A 24,048-nucleotide genomic window follows, 5' to 3' on the forward strand; every position below is an offset into this window, starting at 1 on the left:
GCAGTGTGGCTCGAGACCGGTTGTACCCGGAAGGCTTGTCGACAGGGCAGGTGCGCATGAGTCTGTCCCTGCGGTTCGCCGCCGGATCGCACAAGGGCATGATCCGCGAGGGCAACGAGGATTCCGGCTACGCCGGTCCCCGCCTCCTCGCCGTCGCGGACGGCATGGGCGGCCAGGCAGCCGGCGAGGTCGCCAGCTCCGAGGTCATCTCCTCCCTCGTCCAGCTCGACGACGACGTCCCCGGCTCCGACATCCTCACCGCGCTCGGCATCGCCGTGCAGCGGGCCAACGACCAGCTGCGCGTCATGGTCGAGGAGGACGCCCAGCTCGAAGGCATGGGCACCACCCTCACCGCGCTGCTGTGGACCGGCCAGCGCCTGGGCCTGGTGCACGTCGGCGACAGCCGCGCGTACCTGCTGCGCGACGGCGCCCTGACGCAGATCACCCAGGACCACACCTGGGTGCAGCGCCTGGTCGACGAGGGCCGGATCACCGAAGAGGAAGCCACCACCCACCCGCAGCGCTCCCTGCTCATGCGCGCGCTGGGCAGCGGCGAGCACGTCGATCCCGACCTCTCCATCCGCGAGGTCCGGGCCGGCGACCGCTACCTCATCTGCTCCGACGGGCTCTCCGGCGTCGTCTCCCACCAGACCCTGGAGGAGACCCTCGCCGACTACCACGGCCCGCACGAGACGGTCCAGGCGCTCATCCAGCTCGCGCTGCGCGGCGGCGGCCCGGACAACATCACCTGCATCGTCGCCGACGTCCTCGACACCGACAGCGGCGACACCCTCGCCGCCCAGGTCAACGACTCCCCGGTCGTGGTCGGCGCCGTCGCCGAGAACCCGCACCAGCTCTTCGACCCCAGCGGCGCCATGCAGACCCCGGCCGGCCGGGCCTCGGGCCTGGGCCGCCAGGCCCAGCCCCCGCACGGCGCCTTCGGCCCCCCCGGCAGCGGTGAGGCCCCGGGCTACGGCGCGGCCCCCGACGGCGGCTACGGCGGCGGTGGCTACGGCACCTTCGGCGAGCCCGAGGCGTACGACGGCGCTCACCCGGGCGACACGTACGACTCGTACGACCACCCCCGCAGGCGCCGTGGCAAAGGGCGCAAGTGGATCGGACGTACCCTGACCCTGCTCGTCGTCGCCGGTGTCATCGGCGGCGGCCTCTACGCCGGCCACCGGTGGACGCAGACGCAGTACTTCGTCGGGGTCAAGGACCAGCACATCGCCCTCTACCGGGGGATCAGCCAGGACCTGGGCCCGATCAAGCTCTCCACGGTCGAGACGGACTTCCCCGACTTCGAACTGAAGTACCTGCCGCCCTTCAAGCGCAAGCAGGTCGAGGGCAGTATCAGCGAAGGCAGCCTCGCCGGCGCCAAGGAGAAGATCGACGAGCTCGGCCTGCAGGTCACCGCCTGCAAGAAGGACGAAGCCCGCCGCAGTGCCGAGGCCAACAACCAGACGCCGCCCGCAGACACCGCGCTGACCGCCGAGGAGCAGAAGCTCGTCGGCCTGTGCGGGAAGCAGTAGCAGTACACGCAGTAGCACGCGGGCACAGGGGGCCTGCCACACCATGAGCGTTGTCACCAATACGACCACCATCGGCGCCATCGAGCTGCCGAGCCGGCGCAACACCGAGCTGATGCTGCTCGGTTTCGCCGTGGTCATCCCGATCTTCGCCTACGCCAACGTCGGGCTCGCCATCCACGGCAAGCTGCCCCCCGGCATGGTCGTCTACGGCCTCGGCCTGGCCGTCATGGCCGGCGTGGCCCACCTCGTCGTGCGCCGCTTCGCCAAGTACGCCGACCCGCTGCTGCTGCCCCTGGGCACCCTCCTGAACGGCCTCGGGCTCGTCCTCATCTGGCGTCTGGACCAGTCCGAGCGGCTGCAGAACCTGGCCAAGCGCGCCTACGGCCAGTTCTCGGAGTCCACGCCCAACCAGATGCTCTACACGGCGATGGGCATCGTCCTGTTCTGCGGCGTGCTGCTGGTCCTCAAGGACCACCGCACGCTCCAGCGCTTCACGTACATCTCGATGGCCGCCGCGCTGATCCTGCTGATCCTGCCGATGATCCCGGGCCTGGGCGCCGACGTCTTCGGCGCCAAGATCTGGATCAGCGTCGCCGGATTCTCGATCCAGCCCGGTGAGTTCGCCAAGATCGTCATCGCGGTCTTCTTCGCCGGCTACCTCATGGTCAAGCGCGACGCCCTGGCCCTGGCCAGCCGCCGCTTCATGGGCCTGTACCTGCCGCGTGGCCGCGACCTCGGCCCGATCCTGATGATCTGGGCGATGAGCCTGCTCGTCCTGATCTTCGAGAACGACCTCGGCACCTCGCTGCTCTTCTTCGGCATGTTCGTGATCATGCTGTACGTCGCCACCGAGCGGACCAGCTGGATCGTGATCGGCCTGCTGATGTCCATGGCGGGCGCCGTGGTCGTCGGCACCACCGCCAGCCACGTCGAGGCCCGTGTGAACGCCTGGCTCGACCCCTTCGGCTGCTACGCCACCTCCGGCGCCTGCGAGCAGGTCGGCCAGTCGATCATGAGCTTCGGTTCCGGCGGGGTCCTCGGCACCGGCTGGGGCCAGGGCAACTCCGACCTCATCGGCTTCGCCGCCAACTCCGACTTCATCTTCTCCACCGTCGGCGAGGAGCTGGGGCTCGCCGGGGTCATGGCCTTCCTCCTGCTCTACGGCCTGATCATCGAGCGCGGCGCGCGCACCGCCCTCGCCGCCCGCGACCCCTTCGGCAAGCTCTTCGCCATCGGTCTCTCCGGCGCCTTCGCCCTGCAGATCTTCGTCGTCGCCGGCGGTGTCATGGGTCTCATCCCGCTCACCGGCATGACCATGCCCTTCCTCGCCTCCGGCGGCTCCTCCGTCCTGGCGAACTGGGCCCTCATCGGCATCCTCATCCGGATCAGCGACACCGCACGCCGCCCGGCCCCGGCCCCCGCCCCGTCCCCCGACTCCGAGATGACCCAGGTGGTCCGCCCGTCATGAACAAGCCCCTGCGCCGGATCGCCATCTTCTGCGGGCTCCTCGTTCTCGCCCTGCTGGTCCGCACCAACTGGCTGCAGTACGTGCAGGCCCAGGAGCTGAGCACCCGCAAGGAGAACCGCCGGGTCCAGATCGCCGCGTACGCCACCGAGCGCGGCAACATCATCATCGCGGGCGGGCAGCCGATCACCGGCTCCACGGTGACCAACGGCAGCGACTTCAAGTTCAAGCGCACCTACACCGACGGCCCCCTGTGGGCCCCGGTCACCGGCTTCGCCTCCCAGGCCTTCGGCTCCACCCAGCTGGAGTCCCTGGAGGACGGCATCCTCACCGGCAACGACGACCGGCTGTTCTTCGACCGGACCATCGGCATGTTCACCGGGGAGAAGAAGCAGGGCGGCAACGTCATCACCACCCTGAACGGCGACGCCCAGCGGGCCGCCTTCAAGGCGCTCGACAACCGCAAGGGCGCGGTCGCCGCGATCGACCCGCGCACCGGCGCCATCCTGGCCCTGGTCAGCACCCCCTCGTACGACCCGTCCAGCTTCGCCGGCAACTCCAAGGACGACGAGAAGGCCTGGGTCGCCCTCAAGGACAGCCCGGACAAGAACCTGGTCAACCGCGCCCTGCGCGAGACCTACCCGCCCGGCTCCACCTTCAAGGTGGTCACCTCGGCCGCGGCCCTGGAGCACGGCGTCGTCAAGAACATCGACGACCCCACGGACACCACCGAGCCGTACTTCCTGCCGACCACCAGGACGCCGATGGTCAACCATGCCAAGGGCTGCGAGAAGGCGACCTTGAACTTCGCCCTCCAGGTCTCCTGCAACTCCGTCTTCGCCAACCTCGCCGACAAGGTGACCCGCGACAAGATGGTGGAGACGTCCCAGAAGTTCGGCTTCAACAACGAGAAGATCGACACCCCGGTCCGCGCGTTCGCCAGCGTCTACGACAAGACCATGGACCGGCCGAGCAACTCCCTCTCGGCGATCGGCCAGTACAACACCGCCGCCACCCCGCTCCAGATGGCCATGGTCGCCGCCGCGATCGCCAACGACGGCAAGCTGATGAAGCCGTACATGGTCGACCAGCTCACGGCCCCCAACCTCGACGTGATCGAGAAGCACGAGCCGCAGGAGATGAGCCGGCCGCTGAGCGCCGCCAACGCGCAGAAGGTCCAGCAGATGATGGTGAACGTCGTCGAGAGCCCGTTCGGCACCGGCGGCAAGGCCAAGATCCCCGGCGTCCAGGTCGGCGGCAAGACCGGTACCGCCCAGCACGGCGAGAAGAACGCCAAGCGCCCGTACGCCTGGTTCATCTCCTACGCCAAGACCGACAAGGGCTCGCCCGTCGCCGTCGCCGTCGTGATCGAGGACAGCGAGGCCGACCGCGAGGACATCAGCGGTGGCGGGCTGGCCGCTCCGGTCGCCAAGGCCGTCATGGAGGCCGTACTCAAGAGCAAGGGCTGACCGGGAGATGGTCCGGACCTCGGCGGCGCACGGTACCGGTCCTGTATCAGCCTGTGGTCGCCACCCGATCACCGACGATCGGCCGGTAGCCTTTGCGCGAGCACCACACCGCCGGACCACACACGGGTGCGGTCGGGACTGACGGAGAGGGCTGGAAGACATGGAAGAGCCGCGTCGCCTCGGCGGCCGGTACGAGCTGAGCCACGTGCTCGGCCGCGGTGGCATGGCCGAGGTCTACCTCGCCCACGACACCCGGCTCGGCCGTACCGTCGCCGTCAAGACCCTGCGCGCCGATCTAGCCCGCGACCCGTCCTTCCAGGCACGGTTCCGGCGCGAGGCGCAGTCGGCGGCCTCGCTCAACCACCCCGCGATCGTCGCCGTCTACGACACCGGCGAGGACTACGTCGACAACATCTCCATCCCCTACATCGTGATGGAGTACGTCGACGGCTCGACCCTGCGCGAGCTGCTGCACTCCGGCCGCAAGCTGCTGCCCGAGCGCACGCTGGAGATGACCATCGGCATCCTCCAGGCCCTGGAGTACTCGCACCGCGCCGGCATCGTCCACCGCGACATCAAGCCGGCCAACGTCATGCTGACGCGCACCGGCCAGGTCAAGGTCATGGACTTCGGCATCGCCCGCGCCATGGGCGACTCCGGCATGACCATGACGCAGACCGCCGCGGTCATCGGCACCGCCCAGTACCTCTCCCCGGAGCAGGCCAAGGGCGAGCAGGTCGACGCCCGTTCCGACCTGTACTCCACCGGCTGCCTGCTCTACGAGCTGCTCACGGTCCGGCCCCCCTTCATCGGCGACTCCCCCGTGGCGGTCGCCTACCAGCACGTACGGGAAGAGCCGCAGCCGCCGAGCAACTTCGACGGCGAGATCACGCCCGAGATGGACGCGATCGTCCTGAAGGCCCTGGTCAAGGACCCCGACTACCGCTACCAGAGCGCCGACGAGATGCGCGCCGACATCGAGGCCTGCCTCGACGGCCAGCCCGTCGCCGCCGCGGCCGCGCTGGGCGGGGGCGGCTACGGCTACCCCGACCAGGGCGGCTACGGACACCAGGGCTACGACCAGCCCACCACCGCGCTGCGCGCCGCCGAGGCCGGCCAGACCTCGATGATGCCGCCCATGCCGCCCGGCGACGGCGGGTACTACCCCGACCAGGGTCACGGCGGCTACGACCAGGGTCCCCGGCGTCGCCAGAAGAAGAGCCGCGCCTCCACGTACCTGCTGGTCGCGGCCGGTGTACTGGTCCTGGTCGGCGCGATCCTCATCGGCCGCGCCCTCTTCGGCCCCCAGGCCGACAACCGGCCCGCCGTGCCCACGCTCGCCGGCTCCACGCTGGAGGACGCGACGAGGAGCGCCCAGAACGTCGGGCTGAAGGTCGAGAAGACGGGCGACGAGGCCTGCGAGAACCAGCCCAAGGGCACGGTCTGCAAGCAGCAGCCGGCGGCCGGGACCAAGGTCGACAAGGACTTCGTCGTCAAGGTCACGATCTCCACGGGCGCGCCCAGGATCACCATGCCGAACCTCGCCGACCTGGAGTTCGCGGCCGCCGAGAAGAAGCTGCGCGACCTCGGCTTCGACCGCATCGACCGCAAGGACGTCGAGTCCGAGCGCAAGGCCGGGGTGGTCATCCGCCAGACGCCCAAGGCCGACGAGCAGGTCGAGAAGGGCACCGCGATCACGCTCGAGGTGGCCAAGGCGGTCAGCAAGTCGGTGGTTCCGGAGCTGCGCGGCAAGAGCAAGGACGACGCGGTCAAGGCCCTCACCGAGGCCAAGCTGAAGCTCGGCAGCGTCACCGAGGCCGACGGTGCGGGCGTCGCGCCGAAGACGGTCATCAACCAGCAGTACCCCGCGGGGGAGCAGCTGGCGCCGAACACCCCGGTCAACATCACCATCGCCAGGGACGCGGCGGTCGTCCCGACGCAGGTGCCGCAGCTGTTCACGAAGACGCTCGGCCAGGCCAAGGCCGAGCTCGCCGCACGCGGCCTGGTCTTCGGCAAGGTGATCAACGGTCCGACGGACGACAACGCCATCGTGCTGACGTCCAACCCGCCGGCGGGCAGCCAGGTCCAGACGGGCCAGGTGGTCGACGTCACGACCGCCGCGGGCGGCCAGCAGCCGAACGGCGGCCGTGACGGCAGCAACGGCGGCGACCGCGGCGGCTGGTTCGGCCTGGGCGGCTGACGCCCACCCGCCCGCTCGCCCTGTACGCCACGTGTGACGCGTGAAGGCCGGGTCCCCCTCACCGGGGGCCCGGCCTTCGGCGTTCGGGGCGACAGGGCCCCTTCCAGGGCCTTCTCGGATCGTCGCAGCTCGGCGGGGATCAGCTCAGTGCGGCGCGGATCAGCGCAGCTCGGCGGGCGGGGTCCGCTTCGCGTCCACCTTCTCCGTACGCACCAGCTCGCCCCACACCACGTAGCGGTACTTCGAGGTGTAGACCGGGGTGCAGGTCGTCAGCGTGATGTAGCGGCCGGCCGCGGTCCTGCCCGATTCCTTGGGGACGGGCGTGATCACGTCCACGTTGTACTTCGAGGTCTGCCGCAGCTCCGCGAAGACCTTGTAGACGTACCAGGTGTCGCGGGTCTCGAAGACGATCGCGTCGCCGCCGCGCAGCTTGTCGATGTTGTGGAACTTCGCGCCGTGCCCGTCGCGGTGGGCGGCCAGCGTGAAGTTGCCCGAGGCGTCCCACGGCAGAGCAGACTTCACCGGCTCCGTGTAGTAGCCGGCCACGCCGTCGTTGAGGACCCCCGGGGTGGTGCCCTTCTTGACCAGCACCTCGCCGTTCTTCATCGCCGGCACGTGCAGGAAACCGATCCCGCCCTGGGTGTCCAGCGCTCCCGGTTCGGCCGGCTGCGCGGGGCCCGCCTGCCACTGCTGGCGGACGGCGTCACCTCGGCGGTCGGCCTGCCGGTCGGCGAGCACGTTCGTCCACCACAGCGAGTACGCGACGAACAGGCCCAGCACCAGGCCGACGGTGATCAGCAGCTCACCGAGCAGGCTCAGGAACGCGGCGACCCCATTGCGGCCGGGCTGGGCCGCGCGACGGTCACGAGACACGGGTATTTCATCCTCTGAGAGCGGGGGGCGCACCCTGGCTGCGGGGGCGTTCGTCGACCATCCTGCCCCATACGATCATCCGATAGGTGCTCGTGAACTCCGGAGTGCACGTGGTGAGCGTGATGTAGCGGCCCGGGGCGGTGAATCCCGAACCCACCGGCACCGGTTTGATCACCGAGACGTTCGTCGGCGGCGTCTGCGGCAGCAGGCTCGTCATCTCGTACGTGTAGTACGCGTCCCGGGTCTCGACCACGATCGGGTCGCCCGGCTGCAGCCGGTTGATGAAGCGGAACGGTTCGCCGTGGGTGTTGCGGTGCCCGGCCACCGCGAAGTTGCCCTGCTTGTCGGAGGGCATCGCCGTCTTCAGCGCACCCTCCGCGTAGTGCCCGACCATGCCCCGGTCCAGCACCTTCGGCTTGCTGATCCCCTCCGCCACCGGCACCTTCACGTCCAGCTTCGGGATGTACATGATCGCGAAGCCCTGGCCGGGCTCGAACGCGGCCACCGGCGGGGCGCCGGCGCCCCCGGCGTCCCAGTCCTGGCGCAGCGAGCCGGCGGCCCCGTTCGCCTCCCGCTCCGCCAGCACGTTCGTGTACCAGAGCTGGTAGGTCACGAACAGCAGCATCACCAGGCCGACGGTGATGAACAGCTCCCCGGCCGCCCGGCTGGCGATCACCAGCGGACCACCCCTGCGCCGTCGCCGGGCCCGCTTCGCGGCCTCCTGGGCGGCCCTGCGCCGCGCGGCCCGGCCCCCGGTGGGCGCGGACGGCGCGAGCGCGGTCACGCGACGGCCTTGCCCACCACCGGCGCCAGCCCCGCCGAGCGCTCGACCGCGCCGCTGTCACCGCAGCGCACCAGCCAGTTCGCCAGCATCCGGTGGCCCCACTCGGTCAGCACCGACTCCGGGTGGAACTGCACGCCCTCGACGTCGTGCTCGCGGTGGCGCAGGCCCATGATGATCCCGTCCTCGGTGCGCGCGGTGACCTCCAGCGCGTCGGGGAGGGTCTGCGGCTCGGCGGCCAGCGAGTGGTAGCGGGTCGCGGTGAACGGGGAGGGCAGACCGGCGAAGACGCCCTGCCCCTCGTGGACCACCGGCGAGGTCTTGCCGTGCAGCAGCTCGGGCGCCCGGCCGACGACACCGCCGTACGCCACCGCCATCGACTGCATGCCCAGGCACACCCCGAACACCGGCACGCCGGTCGCGGCGCAGTGGCGGACCATGTCCACGCAGACGCCGGCCTCCTCGGGGGTGCCGGGGCCGGGGGAGAGCAGGACGCCGTCGAAGCCGTCCTGCGCGTGGGCGAGCTCGACCTCGTCGTTGCGCAGCACCTCGCATTCGGCGCCGAGCTGGTACAGGTACTGGACCAGGTTGAAGACAAAGCTGTCGTAGTTGTCCACAACCAGAATGCGCGCGCTCACCGGGTGGCTCCCGCTCCCTCGTCGACGGTCACATCGTTGAACGGAAGCAGCGGCTCGGCCCACGGGAAGACGTACTGGAACAGCACGAACACCACCGCGAGCACCAGCACGAGAGAGATCAGCGTGCGGACAAACGCGTTGCCGGGCAGGTGCCGCCAGATCCAGCCGTACATGCCGTCCCTTCCGTTACGTGTTCCGCAACAGACTACGGGCTGCCCCGCAGCACGGACCGGGTCTCGGTCAGTTCCGCCCAGACGATGAGACGGTGGCTGTGTCCCCACTCCGGATCGCAGGTCGTGAGCGTCAGATAGCGGCCGGGCGCGGTGAACGGGGAGCGCCCGGGGACCGGGTCCACGACGCCCACCTCGGTCGGCAGCGTCCGCAGCGGGCGGGCCCGGACCGTGTACGTGTAGCTGGTGCGCGCGTCCTTCACGACGACCGTGTCCCCGGGCCGCAGCAGCGGCATGTCCTTGAAGGGATCGCCGTACGTGCGCCGGTGGCCGGCGACCGCGAAGTTGCCGGTGCCGCCCGGGGCGGCCGTGCCGCGGTAGTGGCCCAGGCCCTTCTTCAGCAGCTCGGTGCCGGTGCCCTCCAGGACGGGCTTGACCCAGTCCGCTCCGAAGCGGGGGATGTACATCTCGGCGAACGCCGCGCCGGGGGCGGGGGCCATCTCCGGGGCCGTGTCCGAGGCGGGGGACGCGCCCGGGGACGTGTCCGGAGCCGGGGACACGCCCGGGGCCGGTGCCGGGGCCGCCGGTTCCTGCCCGGGCGGGGGCGCGGGGGTGCTCGCGGCGGGGGCCGCCGACCAGCTCGCGCGCAGCCGGTCGCGTTCGCCCGCCATGGCCGCGTCCGCCTTCACGCCGGTCCACAGCAGCACGTAGACGACGAACAGCACGATCACCGTGCCGGCCGTCAGGCACACCTCGCTGAGGGTGCGCACCACCAGCCGCAGGGCCGCCTCAGGGCGTACCGCTCTCCACGGGCTTCGCATAGTGGAGGTCCACTGTGCCCGAGTACCCGGGAAGTGTCACCGCCTTGTGCTCGTCGACTTTCCAGCCCAGCCCGTAGGCGTTGACGTACTGCTGGTAGTTCTGGATCGCCGGGGAGGCGGCCAGGGCCTTGCGCAGCGCCGCCGGGTCGCCGACCGCCGTCACCTTGTACGGGGGCGAGTAGACGCGGCCCTGGAGAATCAGCGTGTTGCCGACGCAGCGCACGGCGCTGGTGGAGATCAGCCGCTGGTCCATGACCTGGATGCCCTGGGCGCCGCCCTGCCACAGGGCGTTCACCACGGCCTGGAGGTCCTGCTGGTGGATCACCAGGTCGTTGGGCTGCGGCTCGGGCACGTTGGGGATACGGGCGGTGGCACCGGGCGGGGCGTCGTTGAGGGTGACCGTGAGCCCCTTGCCGGCGAGCTCCTCGGTGCCGGCGGCGGAGCGCAGCACGGCGAGCTTGGCGTCCTCGGCCCGGCTGCGGCCGTCGTCACGGTCGGCGAGGGTGTCGACCTGGCGGCGCAGCGCGGCGGTGCCCGTCTCCAGCTCGGCGTTGTTCTGGCTGCGCTCGTGGATGAGGTCGGACAGCTTCAGGAGTGAAGTGTCGGTCCGGATGTTCGTACCCTTGGAGGTGTTGAAGCTGGTGACGAAGATGAGACCGGCGAGAGCGAATACGGCGGCCGTCAGCAGCCGGACCACTCTGGTCCGGCGACGGGGACCCGCGGAGGAGTCGTCGGAATTGCTCAACGTACCCTTCTCCTTCGACGCCACAGAACCACTACGCTAACGGACGCCCGGGGGAGGCAAGGTCCCCAGCGCATCGACAGGAGAGACCCTCGTGCCGAAGTCACGCATCCGCAAGAAGGATGACTACACGCCGCCGCCGGCCAAGCAGGCGCAGACGATCAGGCTGACGAACCGCAGCTGGGTCGCCCCGGTGATGCTGGCGTTGTTCTTCATCGGGCTGGCCTGGATCGTCGTCTTTTACGTGACCGACACCCAGATGCCGATCGAATCCCTGGGCAATTGGAACATTGTAGTCGGTTTCGGCTTCATTGCCGCGGGCTTCGGTGTCTCCACCCAGTGGAAGTAGTCATTCCCGAAAGTTATCCACAGGTCCGTCCACAGCTGAGGACAAAACTGTGAAGATCTGTGGATAAGTATGAGGGTGGCGCCCCGTTGACGCCGATGTGATCAGGTGAGCGCGGCCGTCCGCAGCACGATGAGGGCGACGGCCGCCAGGAAGACCAGGGCGCAGGTCCCCCACTGGATCAGGGACCGGTGACGGGTGGAAGCGGGCAGCATCATGCCGGCGCCGATCACGGCGCCGGCGATCAGCCCGCCCAGGTGGGCCTGCCAGGACACACCCTGGAAGGCGAAGGTCGTCACCAGCATCAGCACGACCATCACGATCACCGGTCGCATGTCGTACCGCATCCGCCGGAACTGCACGGCAGTGGCCCCGAGCAGGCCGATCACGGCGCCGGAGGCCCCGAGCGTGGCCAGGTTCGGCGGAGTCAGCCAGTACACGAAGGCGCTGCCCGCGAAGCCGGACAGCAGGTAGAGCGTCAGATAGCGGGCCCGGCCCAGCGCCGCCTCCAGCGGGCCGCCCAGCACCCACAGGCCCAGCATGTTGCTGGCGATGTGCCACCACTCCTCGTGCAGGAACACCGAGGTCAGCAGCCGGTAGTACTCGCCGGTGGACACCCCTTCGAGCGGTGCGCCGATGTACTCCACGTACCGGCCGAGCAGCTCCATCGGAACCAGGATCGCCGGGACGAGCAGGCCGGCGAAGAACACGGCCACGTTGATCCCGATCAGGATCTTGGTGACCAGATGCGGGTCCCCGGCCGTCATCACGCCGCCCGCGATGTTCCGCGTGGGCACCGAGGCCCCGCGCACACACTGCGGGCACTGGAACCCGACCGCCGCGTCGATCATGCAGTCGGTGCAGATCGGGCGCTCGCAGCGGGTACAGCGCAGCGGCCCCTCGCGGTCGGGGTGGCGGTAGCAGCCCGGCTGGCGGTCGGTGTCCATCGGTCCCCTCGGTCGGCGGCGACGTACCCAGAACGGACAGACGGGCCCGGGGGGTTCCCGGGCCGGGACTTCGGCCGGCGCCGGGGCCGGCGCTGCGGTCAGCGCTTCTCGACGACGACGGACCGGATGATCACGTCGTCGAGCGGACGCTCGGTGCGCGGGTTGGTGGGCAGCGCCGCGATGACGTCGACGACCTGACGGCTCGCCTTGTCGGTGACCTCGCCGAAAATGGTGTGCTTGCGGGTCAGCCAGGCGGTCGGCGCGACGGTGATGAAGAACTGCGAGCCGTTGGTGCCCGGACCCGCGTTCGCCATGGCCACCAGGTACGGCTTGGTGAAGGCCAGGTCGGGGTGGAACTCGTCGGCGAACTGGTAGCCGGGGCCGCCCATGCCGTTGCCGAGCGGGTCGCCGCCCTGGATCATGAAGCCGCTGATGATCCGGTGGAAGACAGTCCCGTCGTACAGCGGGTCGGTCGTCTTCTGGCCGTCCGTGGGCCGCGTCCATTCCCGCTCGCCCTGGGCGAGTTCCACGAAGTTGCGCACCGTCTTGGGGGCGTGGAACGGCAGCAGCTCGATCTCGATGTCGCCGTGGCTGGTCTTCAGGGTGGCGTAGAGCTTCTCGGCCACGAATCTGCCTTCCCTCGTCATCACTGTCGGTTCCCGATCCTCGCACGGAGTGCTGCACCCCGGAGAAATCCCGGAGAAAACGGCCACCCATATGCCCTGTCACGCATGCCACCCGCCGGTATGGCAGGCATGATCCGACAAAGGGTGGAAAGGTGAACTGTGTCCGCCACCGAGAAGGAGGATCCTGTGACCCGCAACGACAGCGTGCGCGCCACGGCGGAAAGCGCGAAGGACACCGTGCGGCACGCAGCGGAAGTGGTGGCGCCGTACGCAGGAACCGCCAAGGAAGCCGCCATGCATTACGCGCACGAGGCGAATGAGCGGCTGGCGCCGATGGTCGCGCAGGCGGCCGGTGAGGCGTCGCGGCACGCGCGCAGTGCGTACGAGTGCCATGTGCACCCCCGGATGAAGGCGGCGCGCTCCCACGTGCCGCCGAACGTGGACCGCGCGGCCACGCTGGCGGTGCAGCAGACCCGCCTGGCGGTGCGGCAGGCCGCCGACTACACGACGCCGAAGCTGGAGAGCGCCCTGGCGGCGGCCCAGCCGGTGGCGGAGGAGGCCGCCTCCCGGTCGGTGGCGGCGCTGGCGGCACTGCGCGGCCAGGTCTCGGCCGACGAGGTGCGCAAGCTGGTACGGCGTCACGAACGCCGGGCGCGGACCCGACGGGTGTTCAAGGGCGTCGCGGTGATCGGTCTCGTGGCCGCCGCCGGGTACGTGCTGTGGCGGTGGTGGGACCAGCAGTCCAACCCGGACTGGCTGGTGGAGCCGCCCGCGGCGACGGAGCTCTCGGCGGCCGACAGCGCGCCGGCGAGCTTCGACGACGAGCTGGCCGCCAAGGAGCGGGAGTCCTCCTCGGAGGCCGACGACCAGCAGCAGACGTAGCGCGAGCGCGTACGAGGGCCCGCGACCGCAGCGGCGGTCGCGGGCCCTCGTACGCGTGCCGGGTCCCTACTGGGGTCCCTACTGGGGCAGGGTGAGCACCTGGCCCGGGTGGAGCACGTCGGGGTTGGCGCCGATCACGCCCCGGTTCATGGCGTACAGCTCGCGCCAGCGGGCCTCGTTGCCGAGCTCGCGGCGGGCGATGTCGGGCAGCGAGTCACCGGCGCGCACGGTGTAGTCGCGCTTCCTCGCCGTCGGGTGGGGCTTGGGCGCGGAGCGCTTGGCCGCGCCCGGCGGCAGCTCGTCGTGCATCACGGGCCTGGGTGCGGCTGCGCCCGGCAGCGGGGTGTGCAGGGGCGGGGCGGACCGCTTGGCCGCTTCCGGAGGGGTGTGCGTGGTGGGCCCCGGCGGGCCGGCCGGCCGGGGCGGCGCGGCCGACGCGGCCGCGCGGGCCCGGGCGGCCGGCCGGTTGGGGTGCTCCTGGAACTTGGCGTGGGTCTCGATCGCTCCGGTCGCCGACCGCGGCCCGGCCGCCGCCGGGGGCGCCTGTTCGACCTGCTCCTCCGCCTTCTCGGCGGCTCCGTGCGCCGTGTTCCGGCCGGACTTCCGTTCTGGCTTCCGGTCGGATTTCAGGAAGTCGAAGATTCCCATGGTGTGACGCCTCCGGCGTGATTGCCCCCTGGCCCGGCCCCGAGGGCCTCCCTCCACTCTCCGCCACGACGGCGCGGGCGGCCTCGCGGGAACGCCGTACGGGGGATGGCCGTCGGCATCTGCGCCATCGTCAACGCCGGGACGCACGGCTGGTGTTTCACGTGAAACACGAAGTGCCCCCTGACCGCGTAGACGCAGGTCAGGGGGCACTTGGGAGTGGAGCTTAGGGGAGTCGAACCCCTGACATCTGCCATGCAAAGACAGCGCTCTACCAACTGAGCTAAAGCCCCGAGAAACGGATGCGACCCGCCTCCACGAGGGAGCGGCCACTTCCGCAGACCAGAGTACCGGGTGTACCCCCTCATCCCGCAAAATGATAGGGACTCCCTTCACGCGACCACTCTCCGTAAGATGCTCGCGAGGTTCGCACCAGCGAAGGGGAGTAGGACGAGTGGACGCAGTACAGCAAGAGGCTACCGCCAGAGCCAGAGAGCTTCAGCGCAGCTGGTACGGGGAGCCGCTCGGGGCCCTCTTCCGCCGGCTCATAGATGACCTCGGCCTGAACCAGGCCCGCCTGGCCGCCGTCCTCGGGCTGTCGGCGCCCATGCTGTCCCAGCTGATGAGCGGCCAGCGCGCGAAGATCGGCAACCCGGCCGTGGTCCAGCGGGTCCAGGCCCTCCAGGAGCTCGCCGGACTGGTCGCCGACGGCAGTGTCAGCGCCGTCGAGGCCACGGGCCGGATGGACGAGATCAAGAAGACCCAGGGCGGCTCCGTCCTCAGCAACAGCGGTCAGACCACGACCAGTTCCGGTGCTCCCACCGTCAAGCGGGTGGTCCGCGAGATCCAGTCGCTGCTGCGTTCCGTCTCGGCCGCCGGCGACATCATCGACGCGGCGGAGACCCTCGCCCCCACGCATCCGGAACTGGCAGAGTTCCTCCGGGTGTACGGCGCGGGACGCACCGCCGACGCGGTGGCGCACTACGAGGCCCACCAGAACTGATCAGCGCATCACAGCGGACAAAAACGGGGGACGGGCGCAGCAATGGGTGAGATCTTCGCCGGGCGGTACGAGCTGATCGATCCGATCGGCCGGGGCGGAGTCGGAGCGGTCTGGCGGGCATGGGACCACCGGCGGCGCCGGTACGTGGCCGCCAAGGTGCTCCAGCAGAGCGACGCCCACACCCTGCTGCGCTTCGTGCGCGAGCAGGCCCTTCGCATCGACCACCCGCACGTGCTGGCCCCGGCCAGCTGGGCGGCGGACGACGACAAGGTCCTGTTCACGATGGACCTGGTCAGCGGCGGCTCCCTGGGCCATGTCATCGGCGACTACGGGCCCCTGCCGCCGCGTTTCGTGTGCACACTGCTCGACCAACTGCTGTCGGGGCTGGCGGCCGTCCATGCCGAGGGCGTCATCCACCGCGACATCAAACCGGCCAACATCCTGATGGAGGCCACCGGAACCGGACAGCCGCACCTGCGGCTGTCCGACTTCGGGATCTCCATGCGCAAGGGCGAGCCCCGGCTGACCGAGACCAACTACGTCGTGGGCACCCCCGGGTACTTCGCCCCGGAGCAACTCATGGGGGAGGAGCCCGACTTCCCCGCCGACCTCTTCGCCGTCGGCCTCGTCGCCCTGTACCTGCTCCAGGGCCACAAGCCCGACTCCCAGGCCCTGGTGGAGCACTTCCGGGCCCACGGCACTCCCGGCGCCCCGCAGGGCGTCCCCGCGCCGCTGTGGCACGTCATCGCGAACCTCCTGCAGCCCGACCCCGCCGCGCGCTTCAAGACCGCCACAGGGGCGCGCAAGGCCCTTGCCGAGGTCCTGGAGCTGCTGCCGCCGGCCGCCGAGGGCGAGGACCCGGTCGAGGTCTTCGACCAACTGGGCCCGCTTCCGGCAGGGTTCGGCCCCCAGGGGCCCCAGAGCACCGCCGCCGTCACCCCGGACTCCCCGACGGCCGCCGGGGCGACGGTGGCACCTCCCGTACCCGCCCAGCCGGTACGGGAGGCCACCGTGCTCTCCTCGGCCGCGACGGTGGCGGCCGAGCCCACCCGTACCGATCCGCGCGGCACGGCGGGCACGGTGGCGTACAACGCCTCGGAGACGGGGAGTTTCCACCTGCCGCCGCCGACGGGCACCCCCACCGCGCAGAGCGAGTGGCCGGCCGCCGGTCCCGTGCCGCAGCCGTACCAGCCGGCCTACCAGGCGCCGCCGCAGCCCGGGGCGCACTTCGCGGCGCAGCCGCAGGCCGCGGCACGGCCTGCGGCCCGCCGGGGCGGGATCGCCGCGCCGGGCCGCGCGGTCACCGCCGCGGTGCTGATCGCCGCCGCGCTGTGCTTCGCCGTCGGCGTCTGGGCCCTCACCCTGACGTAGCCCCGCGCCGGGCCAGCCAGATCCACCCGCCGAGCCCCAGCAGCAGCACGGCGCCGGTGCCGAAGCCGCCCGCGGCGACGAGCCGCATCAGGGAACGGGTGTCGGCGGCCTCGGCCGCCTCGGGGGCCGTCAGGCCGTCCTTCGCGGCGGCCAGGTCGGCCCCGCCCACACCGAACCCCGCCGCCGTCAGGCTCTCGGCGTACGGCGGCGCGGCCGCCGCCTGCCCCTGCACGCTCACCCGCAGCGTCAGCGGCACCGGCGACGCGTTCTCGGTGAACTCGCCGACCTTCGGGCCCATGGTGACGGCGACGTAGTACCAGCCGGCCACCCGCACCGACCGCGTCCAGGCGTCGTTGGAGAAGCGGTTCTCATACGCCACCGGCGGCGTCAGCCCCAGGCCGACGCTCGCCTGCTTGCCGTCGTAGGTGGTGTCCTTGTCGCCCACCTGGCCCCGGTACGGGCTGTACAGCGTGAGCGCCAGCCCGTCGGAGGCGTACCCGGAGGTCCTGGTCATCTTCGCGCCGGCCAGCTCCGCGCTGACGGCCAGCTGCCGGCCCCAGTCCAGCGGGACCCGGTAGAAGCGGGTCTGCCCGGGGCGGAGTTCGTCGCGCCACACGCCGGCGCCCAGCGCCCGCGCGTCGTTGAACCCGGTGCCGCCCGAGCGGGCCACGGCCTGGTCGGCCGGGGCCGCCGGCGTCGCGGAGGGCCACCCGCTCGGCGCGGCCGTCGGGGCGCTGCCGCTCTTGAGGCCCGGCTCGCGGTGCACCACGAGCTCCACCGGCCACGGCGACTGGTCGCTGTCCTTGAGGGCGTCCCGCGTCACCTTCACGTAGTAGACGCCCGCCTCCTGGCAGTCGGCGTCCTCCTGGAGCCGGCGCATGCCGACGACGCTGACGGTCTGCGGCCGGCCCTGGAAGGAGCCCTGGCCCGGACTGCCGGGGCAGGACTTCCCGTCCGTGGTCATCACGTCGACCTCGACGTCGTCGCTGTAGCCGATCTTCGCGTCCGCGCCCGGCCGTACGACGGCGGAGACGTACACACTCGACTTGGCGTCCAGCTTCAGCTTGTAGAAGCGCTCCCCGGGGGAGACGGTGTCCAGGTACGCCCCGCCCGGCTCGATCAGCGGGGCGTCCGCCGTGCTGGCGGCCCCCGCGACCTTCTTCGCCCCGTCGGCCTCGCGGTACGTCGGCACCGGCTCCGGGGCGGCGTACGCGACCCCCGGCGCGGCCCCCGCCACGCACAGGGCCGCCGCCCCCGCCAGCACCGTTCTCCGTACCTGCCCCATCACGCCCACCCCGAATTTGCTAACGCAAGCCAAAACTTTGCAAAACGTAATTTATCGCCACAGAACAGCACAAAGCCCCGGCCGCAGCGGCAGCCGGGGCTTCATGATCAGCCGTTTTCGGTCTCACACACCGGAACCCGAGGGCACGGAGTCGGTGGCCTCCGTCCACAGGTCCTGCTCGGCGCGGTCCGCCTGGATCTGGCGGTACACGAGGAGCCCGCCGATGGCGGCCAGTGCGACCAGGAGAAGCTTCTTCACCGCGCGACCTCGTCCTTCGTTGACGTTGGGGACTTCTGGCGCCCAAGAATACACACCGATCGATACCGTTCGGTTATCTGGGACGACCTGGGTGGGCCAACCACCCGGGACACGAAGCAGAAAGACCCCGGCCGTCCCGGCCGGGGTCTTTCTCACTGTGGGGCTAACAGGATTTGAACCTGTGGCCTCATCCTTATCAGGGATGCGCTCTAACCAACTGAGCTATAGCCCCTCCGCGCTGCGCGCTGACCTCTGAAGATTAGCGCACAGACCCGGGAGTTCCCAAATCGCAGGTCACGGCGTTGCCGCCGGCCCCGGAGCGGGACTACTCGTCCTCCGCGAGCGTCAGCTCCACACCGCCGACGAAGCCCGCCGACAGGTTGTAGATGAACGCCCCCAGCGTCGCCAGAGCGGTCGCCAGCACCACGTCGATGACCGCGATCACCGACGTGAAGATCAGCACGCGCGGCAGCGAGAGGAAGGACTGGAGGTCGAAACCGTTGGACTCGTTCGAGCCCGTCGCCTCGCTGATGGTCCCGCCGACGGTCGAGAAGACGCCCATGGCGTCCATGACCATCCACAGCACCGCCGCCGCCACGATCGTGCAGATGCCCAGCGCGATCGACAGCAGGAAGCTGACCTTCATCACCGACCAGGGGTCGGCCTTCGCCACCCGCAGCCGCGCCTTGCGCGTCCTGGGTGTCGTCCTGACCACCGGCCGCTGGCCCCGCTGGGCCGCCGGCGCCGCCGCCGGGGCCTGGTAGGCCTGCGGCGGGTGGTACGGCTGCGCCTGCGCGGCCGGCTTCTTGCCCTCGGCCTTCGACTTCGCCGGCTTCGGTTCTCGGGTGTCCGTCACGGTTGTCGCCCCCTGCGAGGAGTCCGCGGCGGGGCCACGGGCACCGTCGTCCCCGGTTGCCGCTCCGGCGCCCGTGGCTCCACTCACGCTTACTCCTCGTGCTCCCCGGCCGAGGGCTCCGTGCCCTCGGCGGCCTCGGTGACCAGTCCTTCGGCCGTCTCGGGCTCGTCGCCCTCCTCGGCCTCCTGACCGGCCTCGGCGTTGCGCGCGATACCCACGACGGCATCCCGCTTGCCCAGGTTGATCAGCTGGACGCCCATGGTGTCACGGCCGGTCTCCCTGACTTCGTTGACGCGCGTGCGGATCACACCACCGCCGAGGGTGATGGCGAGGATCTCGTCGCTCTCGTCGACCACCAGTGCTCCGACGAGGGACCCACGGTCCTCGACGATCTTGGCGGCCTTGATGCCCAGACCACCGCGGCCCTGGACGCGGTACTCGTCCACCGGCGTGCGCTTGGCGTAGCCGCCGTCGGTCGCGGTGAAGACGAACGTACCGGGCCGGACCACGCTCATGGACAGCAGCTCGTCGCCCTCGCGGAAGCTCATGCCCTTCACGCCCGACGTCGCACGGCCCATCGGGCGCAGCGCGTCGTCGGTCGCGGTGAAGCGGATGGACTGCGCCTTCTTGCTGATGAGCAGCAGGTCGTCCTCGGCCGACACCAGCTCCGCGCCGATCAGTTCGTCGTCGCCACCGTCGGCGGTCTCCCGCAGGTTGATCGCGATGACGCCACCCGATCGGGGCGAGTCGTAGTCCTTGAGCGCGGTCTTCTTCACCAGACCGGCCTTGGTGGCCAGGATCAGGTACGGGGCCGCCTCGTAGTCGCGGATCGCCAGGATCTGCGCGATCTGCTCGTCCGGCTGGAAGGCCAGCAGGTTGGCCACGTGCTGGCCGCGCGCGTCCCGGCCGGCGTCGGGCAGCTCGTACGCCTTCGCCCGGTAGACCCGGCCCTTGTTGGTGAAGAACAGCAGCCAGTGGTGGGTGGTCGAGACGAAGAAGTGGTCGACGATGTCGTCCTGCTTCAGCTTCGTCCCGCGGACGCCCTTGCCGCCGCGCTTCTGCGAGCGGTAGTCCTCGGTCTTGGTGCGCTTGACGTAGCCGCCGTTGGTGATCGTGACGACGATGTCCTCTTCGGCGATCAGGTCCTCGATGGACATGTCACCGTCGAACGGCACCAGCTTCGAGCGCCGGTCGTCGCCGAACTTCTCGACGATCGCCGCCAGTTCCTCGCTGACGATCGAACGCTGCTTCTCCGGCGAGGCCAGGATCGCGTTGTACTCGTTGATCTTCGCCTGGAGCTCGTCGTGCTCGGCGACGATCTTCTGCCGCTCCAGGGCCGCCAGGCGGCGGAGCTGCATCTCCAGGATCGCGTTGGCCTGGATCTCGTCGATCTCCAGGAGGCCCATCAGGCCCTCACGGGCGATCTCGACCGTCTGGCTGCGCCGGATGAGGGCGATGACCTCGTCGATCGCGTCCAGCGCCTTGAGCAGGCCGCGCAGGATGTGCGCGCGCTCCTCGGCCTTGCGCAGCCGGAACCTCGTCCGCCGGACGATGACCTCGATCTGGTGGTGCACCCAGTGGCGGATGAACGCGTCCAGCGACAGCGTGCGCGGCACGCCGTCCACCAGCGCGAGCATGTTCGCGCCGAAGTTGGTCTGGAGATCGGTGTGCTTGTACAGGTTGTTGAGCACGACCTTGGCGACGGCGTCGCGCTTGAGCACGATCACCAGGCGCTGGCCGGTGCGCGAGGACGTCTCGTCGCGGACGTCGGCGATGCCGCCGATCTTGCCGTCCTTGACCAGGTCGGCGATCTTCTGCGCGAGGTTGTCCGGGTTCACCTGGTACGGAAGCTCCGTGACCACCAGGCACTGGCGGTTCTGGATCTCCTCGACCTCGACCACCGCGCGCATCGTGATGGAGCCGCGGCCGGTCCGGTACGCCTCCTCGATGCCCTTGCGGCCCACGACGAGCGCGCCGGTCGGGAAGTCCGGGCCCTTGATGCGCTCGATCAGCGCGTCCAGCAGTTCGTCGTGCGAGGCCTCGGGGTTGGCCAGGTACCACTGCGCACCCTCCGCGACCTCGCGGAGGTTGTGCGGCGGGATGTTGGTGGCCATACCGACGGCGATACCGGCGGAACCGTTGATGAGCAGGTTCGGGAACCGGGCCGGCAGGACCGTCGGCTCCTGGTTGCGGCCGTCGTAGTTGTCCTGGAAGTCGACGGTCTCCTCGTCGATGTCCCGGAGCATCTCCATGGCCAGCGGCATCAGCTTGCACTCGGTGTAGCGCATCGCGGCCGCCGGGTCGTTGCCCGGGGAGCCGAAGTTGCCGTTGGAGTCCACCAGCGGCATGCGCATCGACCACGGCTGGGCCAGGCGGACCAGGGCGTCGTAGATCGAGGAGTCGCCGTGCGGGTGGTACGTACCCATGACGTCACCGACGACGCGGGCGCACTTGTAGAAGCCCTTCTCGGGCCGGTAGCCGCCGTCGTACATCGCGTACAGCACGCGGCGGTGCACCGGCTTGAGACCGTCGCGCACGTCCGGCAGGGCGCGCGAGACGATGACGGACATCGCGTAGTCGAGGTAGGAGCGCTGCATCTCCGTCTCGAGCCCGACGGGCTCGATGCGCACCTGCGGCTGCTCCTCCGCGGCGTTCTCCGCGTTCTCGGCAGTGGGGGTGGTTTCGTCGGCCATTGCTGGTCAGAAATCCTTTCGGGCGGCCGTGAAGAGCCGACTCAGATGTCGAGGAAGCGGACGTCCTTGGCGTTGCGCTGGATGAAGGAGCGCCGGGCCTCGACGTCCTCACCCATCAGCACCGAGAACAGGTCGTCGGCCTGCGCCGCGTCGTCGAGCGTGACCTGGCCGAGCACGCGGTGGTCCACGTCCATGGTGGTCACGCGCAGCTCCTCGGCGTTCATCTCGCCCAGACCCTTGAAGCGCTGGATCGAGTCTTCCTTGATCCGCTTGCCGTTCTGCTTGCCCATCTCCACCAGCGCGTCGCGCTCGCGGTCCGAGTACGCGTACTCGAAGTCGTCCCGGCCCCACTTGATCTTGTAGAGCGGCGGGCGGGAGAGATAGACGTGACCGGCCTCGACCAGCGGGCGCATGAAGCGGAAGAGGAAGGTCAGCAGCAGGGTGTTGATGTGCTGGCCGTCGACGTCGGCGTCCGCCATCAGGATGATCTTGTGATAGCGGAGCTTCTCGATGTCGAAGTCCTCGTGCACACCCGTGCCGAAGGCACTGATCAGCGCCTGGACCTCGGTGTTCTGGAGGATCTTGTCGATCCGCGCCTTCTCGACGTTCAGGATCTTGCCGCGGATCGGCAGGATGGCCTGGTACATCGGGTTGCGGCCGGACTTGGCCGAGCCGCCGGCGGAGTCACCCTCGACGATGAAGATCTCGCACTTGGTGGGGTCGTTCGACTGGCAGTCGGACAGCTTGCCCGGCAGCGAGGCGCTCTCCAGCAGGCCCTTGCGGCGGGTCAGGTCACGGGCCTTGCGGGCCGCGACACGGGCCGTGGCCGCCTGGATCGCCTTGCGGACGATGTCCGCCGCCTCGTTGGGGTTGCGGTCGAGCCAGTCGGACAGGTGCTCGTGGACGACCTTCTGCACGAAGGTCTTGGCCTCGGTGTTGCCCAGCTTGGTCTTCGTCTGGCCCTCGAACTGGGGCTCGCCCAGCTTGACCGAGATGATCGCCGTCAGACCCTCGCGGATGTCCTCGCCCGCGAGGTTGTCGTCCTTCTCGCGCAGCAGCTTCTTGTCCCGCGCGTAACGGTTCACCAGACCCGTCAGCGCCGCACGGAAGCCCTCCTCGTGCGTACCGCCCTCGTGGGTGTGGATCGTGTTGGCGAAGGAGTACACACCCTCGCTGTACTGCGAGTTCCACTGCATCGCGATCTCGACCGAGAGCATGCGCTCCTTGTCCTCGGCCTCGACGTCGATGACGGTCGGGTGGATCAGCTCGCCCTTGCGCGAGTTGAGGTACTTCACGAAGTCGACGATGCCGCCCTCGTAGTAGTACTTCACCGTGCGCGCCTGCGGCTCGGCCGTGTCCGCCTCCGGGTCGTCGGCGCCCGCCGTCGCCTTCGCCGACTCGCGCTCGTCCGTCAGCGTCAGGGTCAGGCCCTTGTTCAGGAAGGCCATCTCCTGGAAGCGCCGCGACAGCGTCTCGAAGGAGTACTCGGTCGTCTCGAAGATGTCGCCGTCGGCCCAGAAGGTGACCGAGGTGCCGGTCTCGTCGGTCTCCTCGTTCCTGGCCAGCGGGGCCGTCGGCACGCCCAGCTTGTAGTCCTGGGTCCAGCGGTGCCCGTCCGTCCTGACCTCGACCGCGACCTTGGTCGACAGCGCGTTCACGACGGACACGCCGACGCCGTGCAGACCACCGGAGACGGCGTAGCCGCCGCCGCCGAACTTGCCGCCCGCGTGCAGGACCGTCAGGACGACCTCGAGGGCCGGCTTCCCCTCGGACGGAACGATGCCGACCGGGATACCACGGCCGTTGTCGACCACCCGCACCCCGCCGTCGGCGAGGATCGTCACGTCGATGGTGTCCGCGTGCCCGGCCAGCGCCTCGTCGACCGAGTTGTCGACGACCTCGTAGACGAGGTGGTGCAGACCACGCTCGCCCGTCGAGCCGATGTACATACCCGGCCGCTTGCGGACCGCGTCCAGGCCCTCGAGGACCTGAATCGCACTGGCGTCGTAATTCTTCTCGTTGGAGTCGCCGGAATCGGCCACGAAGCGCCCTTTCTGGCACAGCGCAGCCCGTATCCCGGACCAGCGAGTGCGCCGGCGGGAGCGGCCGCGTCGATCTGCGTTGTCTGTGTTGCTCGGCGGATCCCGCAAGCGGGCGGGACTTACCACCAGTCTACCGGTAGCGCTGACATGAATGGGGGTTTGCCGGTGCCTGAGTCCGCATGTGCCGCCCTGAACCTCCCTCGCCCGACTCCCCATATTCAGGCCGGGGCTCAAAGTGGCTCACACGGGCACCCAGCGCTTCGGCCTGTCAACCGCCCGCAACCGTGAGGGACACCACTGACGAACCCGTGTCCGGGCCCGGGAACGCGGGGTCCGGCCGGGCTGAAAGGGACCCGGCGAGGGTCGTAGGTAAGGACCGCCGGGGCCCCGGGGCTTACCGGCG

At 70.1% G+C, this 24,048-nt stretch carries 22 protein-coding genes and 2 tRNA genes; 8 read left to right on the top strand and 16 right to left on the bottom strand.

Annotated features, from left to right (window positions below; translation table 11 throughout):
• Positions 1-56 precede the first annotated feature (56 nt).
• From ACZ6KO_RS32050 to pknB, 4 genes are all read left to right on the top strand, one after another.
• A complete protein-coding gene (locus ACZ6KO_RS32050; protein ID WP_469307494.1) occupies positions 57-1,532 on the top strand; it encodes a PP2C family protein-serine/threonine phosphatase in 1,476 nt (491 codons plus the stop codon).
• Positions 1,533-1,575: 43 nt separating this feature from the next.
• On the top strand, positions 1,576-3,000 hold the full coding sequence (locus ACZ6KO_RS32055) for an FtsW/RodA/SpoVE family cell cycle protein (protein ID WP_469307495.1): 1,425 nt from the start codon (positions 1,576-1,578) through the stop codon (positions 2,998-3,000).
• Positions 2,997-4,466, top strand: a complete 1,470-nt coding sequence (locus ACZ6KO_RS32060) for a peptidoglycan D,D-transpeptidase FtsI family protein (protein ID WP_469307496.1) — start codon at positions 2,997-2,999, stop codon at positions 4,464-4,466. Before ACZ6KO_RS32055 ends, ACZ6KO_RS32060 begins: the two co-directional genes overlap by 4 nt.
• 160 nt (positions 4,467-4,626) lie before the next feature.
• Positions 4,627-6,666: a Stk1 family PASTA domain-containing Ser/Thr kinase gene (gene pknB / locus ACZ6KO_RS32065; protein ID WP_469307497.1), complete on the top strand. Its 2,040-nt coding sequence runs from the start codon at positions 4,627-4,629 to the stop codon at positions 6,664-6,666.
• 159 nt (positions 6,667-6,825) lie between these two features.
• On the opposite strand, the gene ACZ6KO_RS32070 is transcribed toward pknB, so the two are convergent.
• The 6 genes from ACZ6KO_RS32070 to ACZ6KO_RS32095 are packed head-to-tail and all read right to left on the bottom strand — an operon-like array spanning position 6,826 to position 10,694.
• Entirely contained in the window at positions 6,826-7,539 is a 714-nt protein-coding gene (locus tag ACZ6KO_RS32070) for a class E sortase (protein WP_469307498.1), read from the bottom strand.
• 7 nt (positions 7,540-7,546) lie between these two features.
• On the bottom strand, positions 7,547-8,323 hold the full coding sequence (locus tag ACZ6KO_RS32075; protein WP_469307499.1) for a class E sortase: 777 nt from the start codon (positions 8,321-8,323) through the stop codon (positions 7,547-7,549).
• Positions 8,320-8,958 (bottom strand): aminodeoxychorismate/anthranilate synthase component II, encoded by a 639-nt coding sequence (locus ACZ6KO_RS32080; RefSeq protein WP_401444851.1) that lies wholly within the window; start codon positions 8,956-8,958, stop codon positions 8,320-8,322. Before ACZ6KO_RS32080 ends, ACZ6KO_RS32075 begins: the two co-directional genes overlap by 4 nt.
• Positions 8,955-9,131, bottom strand: a complete 177-nt coding sequence (locus ACZ6KO_RS32085) for a hypothetical protein (RefSeq protein WP_469307500.1) — start codon at positions 9,129-9,131, stop codon at positions 8,955-8,957. The genes ACZ6KO_RS32080 and ACZ6KO_RS32085 overlap by 4 nt, the downstream gene beginning before the upstream one ends.
• A 32-nt stretch (positions 9,132-9,163) precedes the next feature.
• Positions 9,164-9,949 (bottom strand): class E sortase, encoded by a 786-nt coding sequence (locus ACZ6KO_RS32090; RefSeq protein WP_469307501.1) that lies wholly within the window; start codon positions 9,947-9,949, stop codon positions 9,164-9,166.
• Positions 9,918-10,694: a DUF881 domain-containing protein gene (locus tag ACZ6KO_RS32095; protein WP_469307502.1), complete on the bottom strand. Its 777-nt coding sequence runs from the start codon at positions 10,692-10,694 to the stop codon at positions 9,918-9,920. Before ACZ6KO_RS32095 ends, ACZ6KO_RS32090 begins: the two co-directional genes overlap by 32 nt.
• A 91-nt stretch (positions 10,695-10,785) precedes the next feature.
• On the opposite strand from ACZ6KO_RS32095, the gene crgA reads away from it, so the two are divergent.
• Positions 10,786-11,040 (top strand): cell division protein CrgA, encoded by a 255-nt coding sequence (gene crgA / locus ACZ6KO_RS32100; RefSeq protein ID WP_401444843.1) that lies wholly within the window; start codon positions 10,786-10,788, stop codon positions 11,038-11,040.
• A 101-nt stretch (positions 11,041-11,141) separates the two neighbouring features.
• Here crgA and ACZ6KO_RS32105 read toward each other — a convergent pair whose 3' ends face one another.
• Together ACZ6KO_RS32105 and ACZ6KO_RS32110 are read right to left on the bottom strand one after the other, a co-directional pair.
• On the bottom strand, positions 11,142-11,984 hold the full coding sequence (locus ACZ6KO_RS32105; RefSeq protein ID WP_469307503.1) for a rhomboid family intramembrane serine protease: 843 nt from the start codon (positions 11,982-11,984) through the stop codon (positions 11,142-11,144).
• Positions 11,985-12,082: 98 nt separating this feature from the next.
• Entirely contained in the window at positions 12,083-12,610 is a 528-nt protein-coding gene (locus tag ACZ6KO_RS32110) for a peptidylprolyl isomerase (RefSeq protein ID WP_469307504.1), read from the bottom strand.
• 186 nt (positions 12,611-12,796) lie between these two features.
• On the opposite strand from ACZ6KO_RS32110, the gene ACZ6KO_RS32115 reads away from it, so the two are divergent.
• Positions 12,797-13,492 carry a DUF5324 family protein gene (locus tag ACZ6KO_RS32115; RefSeq protein ID WP_469307505.1) on the top strand — a complete coding sequence of 232 codons (696 nt, stop codon included), beginning with the start codon at positions 12,797-12,799 and terminating at the stop codon, positions 13,490-13,492.
• A gap of 78 nt (positions 13,493-13,570) precedes the next feature.
• Here ACZ6KO_RS32115 and ACZ6KO_RS32120 read toward each other — a convergent pair whose 3' ends face one another.
• Together ACZ6KO_RS32120 and ACZ6KO_RS32125 are read right to left on the bottom strand one after the other, a co-directional pair.
• The gene (locus tag ACZ6KO_RS32120; protein WP_469307506.1) at positions 13,571-14,140 is read right to left on the bottom strand and encodes a LysM peptidoglycan-binding domain-containing protein; all 570 of its coding nucleotides are present in this window, start codon (positions 14,138-14,140) and stop codon (positions 13,571-13,573) included.
• A gap of 217 nt (positions 14,141-14,357) precedes the next feature.
• A tRNA-Ala gene (locus ACZ6KO_RS32125) sits at positions 14,358-14,430 on the bottom strand.
• A 161-nt stretch (positions 14,431-14,591) separates the two neighbouring features.
• Between ACZ6KO_RS32125 and ACZ6KO_RS32130 the strand changes: the two genes are divergently transcribed.
• Both ACZ6KO_RS32130 and ACZ6KO_RS32135 read left to right on the top strand, forming a co-directional pair.
• Complete coding sequence (locus ACZ6KO_RS32130) at positions 14,592-15,140, top strand: helix-turn-helix domain-containing protein (protein WP_401444818.1); 549 nt, start codon at positions 14,592-14,594, stop codon at positions 15,138-15,140.
• Positions 15,141-15,182: 42 nt separating this feature from the next.
• Positions 15,183-16,511 (top strand): serine/threonine protein kinase, encoded by a 1,329-nt coding sequence (locus tag ACZ6KO_RS32135; protein ID WP_469307507.1) that lies wholly within the window; start codon positions 15,183-15,185, stop codon positions 16,509-16,511.
• Here ACZ6KO_RS32135 and ACZ6KO_RS32140 read toward each other — a convergent pair.
• The 6 genes from ACZ6KO_RS32140 to gyrB all read right to left on the bottom strand — a co-directional run bounded on the left by ACZ6KO_RS32140 (position 16,498) and on the right by gyrB (position 23,666).
• Positions 16,498-17,796, bottom strand: coding sequence for a hypothetical protein (locus ACZ6KO_RS32140; RefSeq protein WP_469307508.1), 1,299 nt, complete (start codon positions 17,794-17,796; stop codon positions 16,498-16,500). The two genes, ACZ6KO_RS32135 and ACZ6KO_RS32140, sit on opposite strands and share 14 nt — an antisense overlap.
• 123 nt (positions 17,797-17,919) lie before the next feature.
• Entirely contained in the window at positions 17,920-18,054 is a 135-nt protein-coding gene (locus ACZ6KO_RS32145; RefSeq protein WP_208809277.1) for a DLW-39 family protein, read from the bottom strand.
• A 158-nt stretch (positions 18,055-18,212) separates the two neighbouring features.
• Positions 18,213-18,286, bottom strand: a tRNA-Ile gene (locus ACZ6KO_RS32150).
• 93 nt (positions 18,287-18,379) lie between these two features.
• On the bottom strand, positions 18,380-18,997 hold the full coding sequence (locus tag ACZ6KO_RS32155) for a DUF3566 domain-containing protein (protein ID WP_469307509.1): 618 nt from the start codon (positions 18,995-18,997) through the stop codon (positions 18,380-18,382).
• Between the two features lie 2 nt (positions 18,998-18,999).
• A complete protein-coding gene (gene gyrA / locus ACZ6KO_RS32160; RefSeq protein WP_469307510.1) occupies positions 19,000-21,603 on the bottom strand; it encodes a DNA gyrase subunit A in 2,604 nt (867 codons plus the stop codon).
• 41 nt (positions 21,604-21,644) lie between these two features.
• The gene (gene gyrB / locus ACZ6KO_RS32165; protein ID WP_469307562.1) at positions 21,645-23,666 is read right to left on the bottom strand and encodes a DNA topoisomerase (ATP-hydrolyzing) subunit B; all 2,022 of its coding nucleotides are present in this window, start codon (positions 23,664-23,666) and stop codon (positions 21,645-21,647) included.
• Positions 23,667-24,048 lie beyond the last annotated feature (382 nt).

It is taken from the genome of Streptomyces sp. NPDC042102, assembly GCF_055582305.1.